This is a genomic window from Legionella adelaidensis, from assembly GCF_900637865.1.
GTDB classification, from domain to species: Bacteria; Pseudomonadota; Gammaproteobacteria; order Legionellales; family Legionellaceae; genus Legionella_A; species Legionella_A adelaidensis.
In genome coordinates this window covers 13061-27535 of record NZ_LR134427.1, presented here as the reverse complement: position 1 = coordinate 27535, position 14475 = coordinate 13061, and the positions used below count along the sequence as shown (strand labels likewise).

Sequence of the window (14475 nt, the reverse complement as noted above, 5' to 3'; positions counted from 1 at the left end):
CAAAAAGTGAAGAGATTATCATGGTTAAAAAAGGTTTATTAGGTACTGTAAAAGATGCAACCTTGGCTGCTGGAGCATATACAGCGGCAACCGCTGGAAAAGTAGGCACTTATACTGCAGCGTTAGCGGGTGTGACTTTTGCTAGAAGACCAATTGAAGAATTCTTCCTTTACCTGAAGGAAGACGTTCAAGTAGTAAAAACTTTTTCCAAAATCCAAAAAGATTTGCTCTCGCTTTTACAAAACTCCGACTATATAAATCCCGAATTATCCAAGTATTTTACTAACCCGGCATTTCCTTTAGAGATTAAAGACGAAGATCCATCGCAAGTTGCTGGGATAAAGAAAATATTAAACGCTATCCATTACACAGTAAGTGCAATGGAAAAAGTCGAAAAGCTGGACATTCGCCATGATCGTTATGGTATTGCCATGGCCGCAGATCTCACTCAAACGCTTTGGAGTGGCGCAATTCATGAGCTATCCAATACCATTTTACTATTAAATCAGGCTGATGAAGACGTTTATAGTTTATTTGGCCCTGCAATTAATACCCTTCTTTCTGTCTATAGTGATGTAGTCGATAAATTTAATAGTTCCACTAAAAAACCTGAGAGTGCTGATGTAGCCCAGGAAGCAGCTGCTGATATCGAGGTTACTGGATTCGAAGCCTGGGGGAAAGGCTTGGGAGGATTAGTAGGGAAGTTACCTGTTTATAGAAAAGAGGAAAACCCTGTACAAAATGGTTTGGAAAATATAAGCCATTTGGTCACCCACTTACCTCACTATTTTGAAAAACTGCAAGAAATGATTGCTCTTGGAGCCTCTGATATCCCGGTAAAATCTACAACGAGCGCGCAAGAATATCAGGCTTTAATGTTGGAAAGGGCCAATAAAGCGAAACGGTTTTTAGATGGTGTAACTAGTCAAACCTCGTTTTCCCAATTGGGTAGTTATTTTTCTGTATTAAAGCTTTTAGTGGATCAAAGCGCTGATTTATTAAATACAGGGGCTCCCTTAACCAAACAAGCGTACCATGATGCTGTTGATAAATTAAATTATTTTCGCCATACATTACTGCCAAGAATGATTGCAGAGGTAGAAAAAATAGAAGAGGAATTGTTTTTAAAGCCTGGTCTATTAACTGCCCCAATGCTTGAACAAATGGATGCATATTACCGTCAACTGGCAACCAATGTTAACCAAATTGCGGAGACTGCAGGGGTTCTTGATACTACTGCGGAAGTTATGGATTACCGGATGGTAAAATTGGCGCGCTTTTTACTGGGAAGCACCAGCGGAAAAGTAGAAACCGGCCCAAGAATAAAGCCCATAGAGAATTTAAATGTAATGCAAGATGCTACTTTTATTGCGGCAGTTAAAGCAGCACGTATGCAGCGTTACCATCAAGTAGCGCTTAAACAAGAAGATAATACGGAAATAGAAGCAGCACAAAACTTTTTTACAAAATTGGAGAGCTATGGAAGCGTATATCAGTTACGGTGCAAATGGAGTTTAGCCAACTTATATCCCGAAGACAAAGCGTTTCTTTTAAATGAATATAAAAAATTTCAGGGAACATTTGCCAAGGATTTTCCTGAAATTGATGAGATAATTGTAAATGCCTTACAGCATAGGAACGAAGGCGGGCTTCTGGCAAGAGTTACCAATTCTGCCTATAAGCAGTTATGGAGCTCCAATCAATTTACCACTGTTAATGCTTGTAAAGAGAGAGTATTTACTCGTTTACAACAGCAAAAAAATCAAAATGAGTTTGCAGCTGCGGTTATTGCTACGGGAGACCGAATGCGTGATGAACAACAATATGCCGCGCTTGGCCAAAAAACTGTGTTGGAAAAAGATATAACGGCTTATGCTTATCCCGTAAGTATGTTTGAACCAAACAAGTCGGCATCGGAGTATCGAAATACCCAGTTGGAAATTGTATCTAATTTAGACCAGTTAAATCAGGCGAAAGAAGAATTAGAAGCATTTTACACATATCTCAAAGATAAATACCCTCATGAAAATCCGGTTATCCATCAGCTGAGTGCCGAGGATAAGGAATTTTTAAGAAGAAGCTATAAAATATTTCGCCCACACTTAATAGCCTTAAATGAGCAATTAGACCTCGATCTAACAAATGCTTTATCTGATGATCCACAAACTAGCACAATGCGGGTGAGCGATATTCTTTTCGCGAAAAGAGCTCTTGAAGATAAAATTAGTGCCCATCAGGGCAAAGCTGTACAGGATTTAACCTTTTTTAAAGACAGGGCGAATGAAGCACAAGTACAAGAAATAACTGCCAGAGAGATACAGCCACTAGGTGGAAAAGCTAATAAGAATCATCTTTTCGGGCGATTAGCTGAACTAAAAATATCAAAAAAAGTAGATACTTACCTACACACGACCTTAAAAAACTATTTAAAAGAAAATATTGACCCCGAAGTATTTAAAAAACTGTCGTTTGATGAAACAGATTTACCAGCAAACTATACTTTTGATAGTAAAGAAGTCCAGCATTATAAAAAGATAATCAATGCTTTTTTCCACTTAAAGCGTGGTTTAGAAAGAGCCGAAAAGATAGCAGAAGGAGAAACTTCATTAAGTCGCATGTTCCTATTAAAGGAAGTAGCTCTTACCTGGCTTAATGACTTAACCCGCGTTAAATACTATTTATTAAATATGGCAAACGATCCTGTTTTACAGGCTGTTCTTGGCGAAGCAAACACTGTTTTAGCCCCTTTAAATTCCATGCCTGTTATTTCCGGATTTCTGCAGAGTAGAGAAAAGCAACCGCAAGTACCTGACACCGATTTTGATATGGTGGCCGCGTGGAGACATCATCAAGATATTTCTATTAAGGTGCTCGGAGATATAAATGAGCCAAGAGGGGCCCTGGATGATTTCTTTACCTTGGGCGAGCATGAGGACAGTGAATACTCCGATGTAGAAACGGCAGTAGAGGAGGAAGCTCCTACTGTAAGCACAAGTTCAGTCCCTGTCCAACTAGAAGCAAGCGAAACTCCCAAGCTAACCTCACAACAATACATACAAAAGCTTGCTGAGCAATTATATGGCATTCCCAATAAACTTCGTCAATTGAATACGGGAACTCCTTTAGCCTCTGAAGAAGCTCTGCAGGCAAAAATCGATCAGTTAGTTAAAAACTTAAGTGGCGGTAGTTTTGGTACTTTACAATTACTAAGCCCCGCGTTTCTGGAACGTTTACTAAATGCAGGTATTGAAATTAATGAGCAACTTGCTACAGCGGGGAAAGAAGGTAGATTGCTTGTATTAAATAATGTGAGCGCAAATATCGGCGCAGATTTGCTAAAAGCGGCTGATAATATTGAATACATGTTAGGGTTAAAACTAAGTACCTATTCTGAAGAATTTGGGCCTGCTGAAATGGAGTCAGGTAAAAAGAAGAACCTTACTCTTTCTGATTCTTTAGAAAAGAGTTTTAATGAATTCTTCAAAACTTTAGTTCTGAATTTACCTTTTGAAAAGGATCAAAAGAGCCTTGAATTAATAGTTAGCAGCGACCTGACGCAAGCCAGGTTAGAGAATGAAAAACAGCGATTAATCAAAGAACAAGCAAATAATGAGTCGGAGCAATTAAGTGCATTTTTCTTTGGGGAGCGTTATGAAAATTTTGATGAAATCGATGAGTTATATGAGGATTTAGAAAGATTATACGAAAGTGAATCTTTATTGGATGTCAAAGATGAAATCAATGAAATATATAAAAAACTGCAGCCCTATTTATTAAAAAAAGAGGAATTAGAACAGCCAGAACTTTCGGCAGAAGAAGAGTTTCCTGGTGACTTAATTGAAAAAACAGAAGACGAAGCTTCACTTGAGCAAGCTGTAGGGACTATTTTTGATGTGCGAGGGGTAACGGGTTATCGATTAGGAATTTTTGACAGGTTAAAGCATTTTGAGCATGCAGTTATTGATGAGGGTTTTGGAGATGTTTCGGAAATAGACAATCCCATGCGTGATCAGTTTTTACAATATTACAAAAAAGTTCAACCACACCTGGTAAAAGTTGATTCGCAATTTGATACGCATTTCTTTTTGCGTGGCTTAAAAACTGCTAAAGACTTTGAGAATGGGCTACGTGCTGTTCTTAATGCAGAGCCAAAGATAAGGGAACTTATTCAAGCAAAACAAAATGAAAAGAGTGAAAGAGTAAGCCGTTGTTTGGCACGTATTGATATTCTTAGCGAAAAACTAAATGACGAGGAAAAAACGAGAAATCAGCAAGTTGAGGGTTTTAAATCCAAAGTATTTGATAATTATGTAGAAGCCAACGTGTTTAGCAAATTGGATGTATTGGGAGAGTTTTCTAAAGTTTTCTTTAATAGAATAAAAGAAAAAGTTAAAGCTCAAAAAGAAAACATCCTTGCAGAATTAAATTTAGAGCAAGACATTGAAAAAGTTGTGGCAGAGAGAATAGACGCTGTAGTTTCGGAGGCAGTGCGCGCGGATGCTCCTATTCAAAGCGCTTATACTGGCTTGACTACCACTTTAACTGCCATTAGAAATGAATTAAAGAAAGAGGAAGCGAATACTGCAATCGACGCATTCCAACAAGAAAAAATAGATTTATTAAAAGAACAAGAAAAAGTACTGATGAGTGTAGCTGGCGGAGCTCCCGATATCGCAGCGCAAGCTTTACATGAAACGAACAATAAAGTAATAATGGCATTACGACAAATAAAATATTTAGATTCTTTAAGAAAATTAAATAGTATTTTGTTTGAAATGCGTGAACATATTGAATCTTCATCAGATAGCAAGTTACCTGAGAATATAGCAAAACTAAGAGAAATAGAGCGTTTACAACAGATACTTTATAAAGAAAACAGCAGCCCTGCTGCACGCTTTAAAGAAATCTCTACAGAAGGTTTAAAACCGCAAAGCAAAGAGATATTGTTACAAAACTCTGACTCTTGGTTTGTGTCTGCTTTAAAAGAATTCTGGTCGTTCTTAACTGGTTGGCAAAGTTATGATCAACAAAAAGTAAGTCAAATGAGTAAAGAACTTACCCAATTAAAAACAGATGCAGATTTAGGCAATCAAGAAGGACCTCCAAATTTATCTTCTGGAGGTTAATGGTTTCAGGCCCCTAAAGGGCCTGATTTCACTTTTGATAGAGAATCCCGACGGGATCTAATCTTACGTTGTCACTTTTCTAACGCTATCAAATTATGCGCTATAAAATTATCACTTATATTATTTTACTTATCTTTACCTCCCTCTCATGGAGCGCCTCTCACCATCCCAATGCATTTTTGCAAAAAATTAGGGGAGAAGACCAAGAAGGAGAGGCTATCGTGCAACATTTTTGTTCTAATTGTCATTCTGCAAATCCTTTAATTCCTTTAGGAGCTCCTCAAATTGCGAATAAGAACGATTGGGAGTTTCGTTTAAAAAAAGGGAGCAATTTACTATTTATGCATACGCAAGAAGGATTAAATGCTATGCCTCCGCGGGGCGGTTGTTTTGAATGTACGGACAAACAATTATTGTTAGCTATTATTGCTATGTTGCCTGTGACCTATCAAAAAAGTTTTATTAGCGATCTAAAAGATTATAATAAATACAATTAGTTAAAAATATATTTAAAAAGTTCTAAACCTTTTCATATTTTCGCCCGATAAGAATTATAAAATAGGGAGGAGATAGTATGAAAAGAAATTTAATAATTATTCCTATATGTGCAATAACAGCTGCTTGTGGGCCCACTGCTATGGAACCAATCGTAGATGATGCAGGATATACTCACTATACAATGGTTCATACCGCCGATACGAAAGGAAGTTTCTATTTCCCTGAAAAAAGGCCAGCAACCGGAAAGAAAGTATTTGTTTTTGACCCGAAAGCAACTGCATGGGCGGCTTATGACGCGCAAGGTAATCGGGTAAAGACGGGTAGCGCTTCCGGCGGTAAAGAATTTTGTGAAGATATAGGTAGACCTTGTAGAACTGTTACCGGAACTTTCAGAGTATATTCAAAGAAAGGGCCTGATTGTACTTCAAGCATTTATCCTATAGAAACCAATGGCGGTGCGAAAATGCCCTACTGTATGCACTTTCACGGCGGGTACTCAATCCATGCTGCTTATGAGGTTCCCAATTATAATGCCAGCCATGGTTGTGTAAGAGTACTTCCTAGCGCTGCAAAATGGCTAAACGAGAATTTTATTGATGTAGGTACCACCGTAGTGGTTAAACCTTATAGTTAACCTGCCTCTATATCCCTTTTTCGCTGCCAGGTTTTTTTACCCGCGAAAAAGGGATAGGACTTACGCAAAACGTCGATCTCTTCGTTAAAAAATAATTTTAATTCAGTCATTTAGTTAATCTAAACTCCCTCATTAAAATCATTTTTTGCCTTGACCTCAACGTTTTGCGTAAGTCCTCTGTGGGGTTTTATTTTTTTAAGTGTTTGAGTAATAGCTCGTTTACTGTATTTGGGTTAGCGCTGCCTTTGGTAGCTTTCATTACTTGTCCTACGAAAAAAGCCAGTAACTTGTCCTTCCCTGCCTGAAATTCTGCAACTTGCATAGGGTTCTGCTGAATTATATTTTTAATTATTTCTTCTATGTTATCTTGATTACTACTTGTTTCTTTCTGTGCAGCAGTAATCAATTGTTTAATATCAATTTTGTCATAAACAGACTGTAAGAAAATCTCTTTAGCATTTTTTGAAGTTAATTGGTTCGCTTCTATATGTGATAAAAAATAAGCAAAATCCGCAGCGCCAATAGGAGGATTTTCAAAAGAGAGATTCATGTCATTTAATACAGCAGAGTAGGTTCCCCGCAACCAATTAAGGATGAGTTTAGTAGTAGCATTGGTTTTCTTTTTTACCTCGTTAAAGAAATAATATAAGGACGGTGAACTTAATAAAAATTCGGCTTCTTCCTCATTTATTTTTTCATTTTGTAAAAGCTCTTTTTTTAAGGACCAGGGTAACAGTATCAAAGATTTTGCTTTATTTATTAACTCAGGAGAAATCTTTATCGGTAATAAATCAGGATCAGGAAAATAGCGATAATCATTTTCATTTTCTTTACTGCGCATAGGTATGGTTGAATTCGTAGTCGGGGAGTAAAGACGCGTTTCTTGGGAGATAGTGTGACCCGATTCCAATAATTCTTGATGGCGAATTTGTTCATATTCAATTGCTTTTTCGATAAAACGAAAGGAATTTAAATTCTTTAGTTCTGTTCTTGTACCCAATGTTTGTGTTCCTTTTGGGCGTAATGAAAGATTTACGTCACAGCGAAAAGAACCTTCTTGCATGTTGCCATCGCAAATATCCAGGAAGCGTACTAACTGATGTAAGGTCTTTAAATACGTAATTGCCTCCTCTGCAGAATATAAACAAGGGGCAGTGACAACTTCAAGAAGCGGTGTTCCTGCACGGTTTAGATCAACCATTGAAGAAGAGGAATGTGCTTCATGAATTGACTTGCCTGCATCTTCTTCTAAGTGCGCTCTTACAATATTCACTTTTTTGGTCTGCCCCTTGATATCTATATTCAAATGGCCATTACTGACAATAGGTCTTTGGAACTGGCTAATTTGATAACCTTTTGGTAAATCGGGATAGAAATAATTTTTTCGTTCGAAAAATGAGTCCTCATTAATTTGCGCCTGTAAAGCTATTCCCAGGCGAATCGCCATGACTACGGCATTCTCATTTAAAACAGGAAGAACACCGGGAAGTGCTGCATCTATAAAACTAGTTTGGGAGTTTGCTTCCGCACCATATGCTGTGGAAGCTCCTGAAAAAAGTTTGGTTTTTGTTTTTAACTGTACATGCACCTCTAGACCAATAACCGTTTCCCACATTATGGCGCCACCTCATTCGAAAATACTTTCTTATTATGCCAGTGGGTATTTTTTTGCAGAAAATGCCCGACTTGAAGAATAAAAGCATCATTAAAATGCGCACCCATTAATTGCAGTCCAATAGGAAGCCCTTGCTTATTAAAACCAGCAGGTATGGATAAAGCGGGAAGTCCTGCAAGATTAGCACCTACGGTAAAAATATCGGCTAAATAACGTTGGGTAGGATTGGATACTTTTTCTCCAATTTTAAAAGCACATGTTGGGGTAGTCGGGCCTATAATAAGGTCTACGTTTTTAAAGCTATTTTGTAATTCATTTTGAATCATGCGCCGTACTTTTTGCGCCTGTACATAGTATGCGTCGAAATATCCGGATGACAGTACAAACGTACCGGTTAAAATTCTTCTCTTTACCTCCATACCAAAAGCTTCCGAGCGGGTATTAGCAATAAGCTCTCTTAATGAAGCTTCTTTTTGCGAGCGGTAACCATAGCGTATACCATCAAAGCGCGAAAGGTTAGAAGAGGCTTCCGCACAAGCAATCACATAATAACAAGGTACCCACAAAGGCTGTAATTCAAAGTTAAGTTCAATAATTTCAGCGCCAGCATTTTTAAAAAAGGCAAGGGCCTCTTTTGTTGCTTTTTGTATATCTTCATCTACAGCCTCGTCTAAAAAAGATGTAGGCAGACCAATACGAAGTTTCGGCAAGTCATTGTCTAACGTCCTGGTCAGATCGGCTAAAGCATGTGGATTACATGTAGAATCCTGTGGGTCAGGCCCGGCCATTGCTTGTAAAATATAAGCCAAATCTTCAACGGTATGCGCCATCGGCCCTGCTTGATCAAGACTGGAAGCAAAAGCGACCATACCAAATCGGGACACTAGTCCATAGGTAGGCTTAAGCCCGGAAATGCTACAAAAAGCGGCCGGTTGTCGAATGGAGCCGCCAGTATCTGAACCTGTAGCATAGGGGACCAAGCCCATGGCTACTGCTGCTGCCGACCCACCAGATGAACCTCCTGGCACATAGTTAACATTCCACGGATTTTTTACTGCGCCGAAATAGCTATTTTCATTGGAGGAGCCCATTGCAAATTCGTCCATATTTGTTTTGCCTACTAAAACAGCTCCTTGCTGCTTTAGTCTATGAACAATTGTTGCGTCATAAGGTGCTTGGAAATTTGCTAACATTTTAGAGCCGCATGTTGTACTCATTTCTTGAGTACAAAAAATATCCTTATGCGCCATGGGTATCCCGGTTAAAATATGCTGTTTATCATTTTTGATAAGATTGTCTGCGTTTTCAGCATTTTTTAAGGCATTATGAGGGTCTATGGAGATAAATGCGTTAATTTCCTTATATTGATTAATGCGTTGTAAAAAGTACTGAGTAAGTTCGATACTGGAAAATTCTTTGTTTTTTAAACCGGTATGCAGTTGGCGCAACGTTAAAGTATGCATTATTTACTCTTGTCTATGACTTTAGGGACTAGAAAATAATTTTTTTCAAATCGGGGCGCTATTTTCTCTAATGCCTGTAATTGGTTCACTTCCGTTACCACATCATCCCTGAGAGGCTGAGTTAAATCGAGAGGGTGAAGTAAAGGTGCCACCTCACTCGTATTGACATTCTGTAAAACATTAACAAATGCAACAATAGCTTGTACATCTGAGGAAAGTTGATTGATTAATGTATCATCCACAGCAAGGTATGCTAAGTCACTTAACTTTTTTAATTGGTCTGATGTTATGGTCATAGAGGAAAAAAATGTATTTTAGAAGACTGTATCAAATTGGTTTGCAATTTAAAACAGGCAATAGGGGCCTTCATAGCACTATCCACAATTTTTTAATGTGGTATTGCGCTGGGATATTTGCAAGGTAAAATATCTTTTTTATGTAGGTTGGTGCTTAAGCCAACATCATACTTTTCAAATCGCAATGTTGGCCTTGCGGCGCCAACCTACTGGGATCTTATGCACGAATTTGTACACTTAAGGGTTCATACGGAGTTTTCATTAGTTGATGGGCTTGTGCGTATTGAAGAGCTGATGGAGACTCTCCCGAAGAAAGGAATGAGTGCCGTTGCCATTACAGATTTTTGTAACTTGTTCGCTGCGGTTAAAATTTTTCAGAAAGCGGTTGCTAAAGGTATAAAACCCATTTTTGGGTCTGATTTACCTTGTCATGACTTAAAAAATCCCTCGAATACTTATTCTTTAGTCTTGCTTTGCCAAAATGAGCAAGGGTATCGGAATCTTACCCGCCTGGTTTCTAAAGCTTATCAAGAAGGACAGTATCTGGGGCAACCTCGGGTACAGTTTCCTTGGATAGCTGAGTTTGCAGAAGGATTAATTGCTTTATCAGGTGGAAAGGCAGGCAATATTGGCGCGGCGCTCCTGGCAGATGATGAGGTAACCGCTAAACAGCTTGCACAGGAATGGGCCGCTATATTTCCTAACCGTTTTTATATAGAAATCCAACGGACAGGGCGTGAAAATGAAGAAATTTATAATACGAAGGCAGTTAAGTTAGCAGAGGAATTAGGTTTGCCATTGGTGGCCACCAATGGCGTGTGTTTTATAAGCCCGGACGATTTTGAAGCGCATGAGGCACGGGTTTGTATTCGTGAGGGCTATACTTTGGCCGACCCACGTCGGGACAAAAAATATAGCCCTCAGCAATACTTACGCTCTTCTGATGAAATGAAAATGCTTTTTAATGATTTGCCGCAAGCACTGCGAAATACGGTTGAAATTAGCAAAAGATGCACTGTGAAACTGGAGTTAGGAAAAAATTATTTGCCAAATTTCCCTGTCCCTTCAGACTCTACGGTAGAGAGTTATTTGTGCCATTTGGCAGAAGATGGGCTGGAAAAGCGGTTTAAACACTTATTTGCTAACCGCCAAACAGAATTAAGCGCACATAGAGAGACTTACGAAAAGCGTCTGCAATTAGAACTCACTGTAATCAATTCTATGGGTTTTGCGGGATATTTTTTAATTGTGGCCGACTTTATCCAATGGGCCAAATTAAACGGAGTTCCTGTAGGGCCAGGAAGGGGGTCAGGTGCTGGATCATTAGTAGCATATGCCTTGGAAATTACGGATTTGGATCCTTTGGAATTTGAACTTCTTTTTGAGCGGTTTTTAAATCCAGAGCGCGTTTCCATGCCGGATTTTGATATTGATTTTTGTATGGAAGGCCGTGATCGCGTTATTGAGTATGTAGCAGAAAAATATGGCAGGCAAAGCGTTTCGCAAATTATTACCTTTGGAACTATGGCCGCTAAAGCCGTAGTGAGAGACGTAGGTCGTGTATTAGGTCATCCTTACAACTTCGTTGATAAATTGGCGAAATTAATTCCTTTTGAATTAGGTATTACTTTAGAAAAAGCACTGCAGGAAGAAGAGCTACAGCGACGTTATCAAGAAGAAGAAGAGGTTAAAGAGTTAATTGATTTAGCATTAAAGTTAGAAGGAATCACGCGTAACGCCGGCAAACATGCCGGCGGTGTGGTAATTGCTCCTTCTGAATTAACTGATTTTACCGCTATTTATTGTGAAGAGGGCTCTACCCAGCTAGTAAGTCAATTTGATAAGGACGATGTAGAGGCAGCCGGCTTGGTAAAATTTGACTTCCTGGGTTTGCGCACACTAACCATTATTAATTGGGCGCTTATAACAGTAAATGCACAACGAGAGAAAGAGGGTAAGTCACCCATTAATATCAATACAATTCCTATGGACGATAAGCTTTCTTTTGATTTATTGAAAGCATGTAAAACAACGGCGGTATTTCAGCTTGAATCCAGAGGAATGAAAGAGTTGATTCACCGTCTACAACCTGATTGTTTTGAAGAAATTATTGCCTTGGTAGCACTTTTTCGCCCAGGGCCTCTACAGTCTGGTATGGTGGATGATTTTATCGATAGAAAACATGGGAGAGCGCGCGTTGAATATCCACATCCTGATTTAGAACCCATTTTAAAACCCACCTATGGAGTTATTCTGTACCAAGAGCAAGTGATGCAAATTGCTCAGGTTTTGGCTAATTACACCTTGGGAGCTGCAGATTTATTGCGAAGAGCCATGGGTAAGAAGAAACCTGAAGAGATGGCGAAACAACGGGCTATTTTTACGGAGGGGGCAGTTGCTAAAGGAGTGGAAGCAGAAACGGCAACGGGTATTTTTGATTTAATGGAAAAATTCGCCGGGTATGGGTTTAATAAATCGCATTCTGCTGCTTATGCTCTGGTAGCATATCAAACGGCTTGGTTAAAAGCGCACCATCCTGCGGCTTTTATGGCTGCGGTTTTATCTTCGGATATGGATAATACAGATAAGGTCGTTATTTTTATTAATGAATGCAAACAAATGGGGCTTACTATTTTGCCTCCTTCTATAAATGTTTCCCGTTATCATTTTACGGTCAAAGATGACCAAACCATTATTTATGGCTTAGGGGCAATAAAGGGGGTAGGTTCGGCCGCTATTGATTTGATTGTGCAAGAGCGTGAGCGCTCAGGATTATTTGAAGATTTATTTACATTTTGCCAGCGCCTGGATTTACGCAAAGTGAATCGCCGCGTATTAGAAGCGTTAATTAAGAGTGGCTCCATGGATGAGTGGAAAATGGAACGCTCGGTTTTATTTAATTCACTTGAAAAAGCAATGCAAATGGGGGCCAATTTTCATCAGAATCAAAACAGTGGCCAAACTGATTTATTTGGTATTTTTGCAGAGAGTGCAACGGAAAAGAGTGATTATCTAATCGGAAAACCATGGCAAGAAAAAGAACGTTTAGATGGTGAAAAAGAAACCTTGGGATTTTATCTTTCTGGTCATCCAGCTGATACATATATTAAAGAATTTTCCGCAGTTGTTGTTCCTATTGGAAATCTCAATCCACAAACGAAAAAGACTATAGTTTGTGGATTAGTAGCAGGAATAAGACGAGTAATTACTAAGCGAGGGAAAAAGCTGGCAATAATCAATTTAGAAGACTCAACTGGAAAGCTTGATGGCATTGCTTTTTCAGAGATACTGGAATCCCGGGAAAATTTACTGGCTACAGGAAAGATAATATTAATAGAAGGTGAGGTGAGCCAAGACGACTATTCAGGCGGCTTAAAAATAATGGCAAGTGAAATTTACAGTTTAAGTGAAGCGCGAACCCGTTTTGCAAAGTGCATAGCAATAACGTTGACACCCGCTGATAAGCACGTAATTCCTGCATTACAAGCTATTTTCAAAGCTAATCAAGGAAATTGTTTAATTCAAATAAAATATTTAAATGAAGTTGCAGCAGGTTTAATCACTTTGGCTTCTCAGTGGCGCATTCAACCAAGCGATGATTTAATTGCAATTTTGGCCGATTTGTTAGATAAAGAAAGGATTGAAGTGTGTTATTAATAAAAGGACTTTTATGTTTGCAAAGTTGTTTTGTTTCCTATCTGTATTTTTTCTAAGTTTTTCTATACAGGCGCAAGAAGCGGCCGAGAAAGAATTTTACCGCAATTTTTGGTATCCTACGTATCATGGCAAACGTTTAAACTATTGTTCTTTCAAGGGAAAATGTGGTCAACCTGTGGCTACGCGTTATTGCCAAATGTTGGGTTATAAAGACGCCAATAAACAAGTGATAGATTACAATGTGGGTTTAACAAATTTTTTGGGAACCCGCGCAGAATGTCGCGGTTGGCGGTGCAGTGGTTTTAAACTTATCACCTGCGTAGGAAAAATAGGCCATAAACCCGCCGAGAAATATTATTACCGCTATCGTCGTTTCCCATTACCCCGTTTTCAACATTACCGCGTAGATTGGTGTTATAAGAATGGCACCGGCTGCGGACAAAGAGCAGCGTATTCCTATTGTAGAATGTTAGGCTATAGCAAGACAAAGGACTATAAAATAGAACCACATGTTCCCGCTACAAAAGCACTGGGTAATCAGCGTCTTTGCTTTGGTAATCAATGTAATGGTTTTAGCTACATAAGCTGCTATAGATAAATAATTTAAGTAAGGAGGTTTGAAGGTTTGTAATTCATCCCCCTTGGCCTACTTATCATCAGATGAGGGCTATTCTTAAATCAGGTATTTAAACCTGGTTGACAAGCAACCAGGCTGCAATTTTAATCTTTACGACTGGAAGCAATTGAGAGCACCAGTGCGTCTGGATCGTGACTTAGGCCTCTTTATCAACATCCGTAGGAGGCACAGGTGGTTCTTGTGTTGCTGGAGGTGGTTCTTCAACAACTTGTGCTTGTTTTTTTTCAGCGGTTTCAGGCGTTGGCTCCGTAGATGCTGTTTTCGCAGGTTCAGCGGGTTTTGCCTCAGTTTTTACTTCCGTGGTTTTTGCTTCCACTTCGGCTTGTTCACGCTTTTTCTTATAATCATCAATGATCTCGCCTACGCTACTTTTTAAATCTTTAAACAATTTACTAGTCATCGAACCTAATTCTTTTAAATCGGGTAATTTGGACTTCAGATCACTCATCACGCACTCCATATCAAATGAATATCTAATTTATATAAGTATATACCCAAGAAACTCCAAAATGCTATTTTTGAACTGTCGGTTCAAATCTGGCGTGAGAA

At 38.9% G+C, this 14475-nt stretch carries 9 protein-coding genes; 5 read left to right on the top strand and 4 right to left on the bottom strand.

Annotated elements, in window-relative coordinates; translation table 11 throughout:
* The first annotated feature begins 20 nt into the window (after positions 1–20).
* The 3 genes from EL206_RS05855 (at position 21) to EL206_RS05845 (ending at position 6258) form a co-directional block, all read left to right on the top strand.
* Positions 21–5126, top strand: a complete 5106-nt coding sequence (locus tag EL206_RS05855; protein ID WP_058461645.1) for a hypothetical protein — start codon at positions 21–23, stop codon at positions 5124–5126.
* Positions 5127–5221: 95 nt separating this feature from the next.
* Positions 5222–5623 carry a c-type cytochrome gene (locus EL206_RS05850; protein ID WP_058461644.1) on the top strand — a complete coding sequence of 134 codons (402 nt, stop codon included), beginning with the start codon at positions 5222–5224 and terminating at the stop codon, positions 5621–5623.
* Between the two features lie 77 nt (positions 5624–5700).
* Positions 5701–6258 carry a L,D-transpeptidase gene (locus EL206_RS05845; RefSeq protein ID WP_058461643.1) on the top strand — a complete coding sequence of 186 codons (558 nt, stop codon included), beginning with the start codon at positions 5701–5703 and terminating at the stop codon, positions 6256–6258.
* Positions 6259–6445: 187 nt separating this feature from the next.
* Here EL206_RS05845 and gatB read toward each other — a convergent pair whose 3' ends face one another.
* The 3 genes from gatB to gatC are packed head-to-tail and all read right to left on the bottom strand — an operon-like array spanning position 6446 to position 9632.
* A complete protein-coding gene (gene gatB, locus EL206_RS05840; protein WP_058461642.1) occupies positions 6446–7876 on the bottom strand; it encodes an Asp-tRNA(Asn)/Glu-tRNA(Gln) amidotransferase subunit GatB in 1431 nt (476 codons plus the stop codon).
* The gene (gene gatA, locus EL206_RS05835) at positions 7873–9336 is read right to left on the bottom strand and encodes an Asp-tRNA(Asn)/Glu-tRNA(Gln) amidotransferase subunit GatA (protein ID WP_058461641.1); all 1464 of its coding nucleotides are present in this window, start codon (positions 9334–9336) and stop codon (positions 7873–7875) included. Before gatA ends, gatB begins: the two co-directional genes overlap by 4 nt.
* Positions 9336–9632: an Asp-tRNA(Asn)/Glu-tRNA(Gln) amidotransferase subunit GatC gene (gene gatC, locus EL206_RS05830; protein WP_058461640.1), complete on the bottom strand. Its 297-nt coding sequence runs from the start codon at positions 9630–9632 to the stop codon at positions 9336–9338. Before gatC ends, gatA begins: the two co-directional genes overlap by 1 nt.
* 219 nt (positions 9633–9851) lie before the next feature.
* On the opposite strand from gatC, the gene dnaE reads away from it, so the two are divergent.
* Together dnaE and EL206_RS05820 are read left to right on the top strand one after the other, a co-directional pair.
* Complete coding sequence (gene dnaE / locus EL206_RS05825; RefSeq protein ID WP_058461639.1) at positions 9852–13289, top strand: DNA polymerase III subunit alpha; 3438 nt, start codon at positions 9852–9854, stop codon at positions 13287–13289.
* Positions 13290–13302: 13 nt separating this feature from the next.
* Positions 13303–13887, top strand: coding sequence for a hypothetical protein (locus EL206_RS05820; RefSeq protein ID WP_058461638.1), 585 nt, complete (start codon positions 13303–13305; stop codon positions 13885–13887).
* Positions 13888–14062: 175 nt separating this feature from the next.
* On the opposite strand, the gene EL206_RS05815 is transcribed toward EL206_RS05820, so the two are convergent.
* Positions 14063–14374 carry a hypothetical protein gene (locus EL206_RS05815; RefSeq protein WP_058461637.1) on the bottom strand — a complete coding sequence of 104 codons (312 nt, stop codon included), beginning with the start codon at positions 14372–14374 and terminating at the stop codon, positions 14063–14065.
* Positions 14375–14475 lie beyond the last annotated feature (101 nt).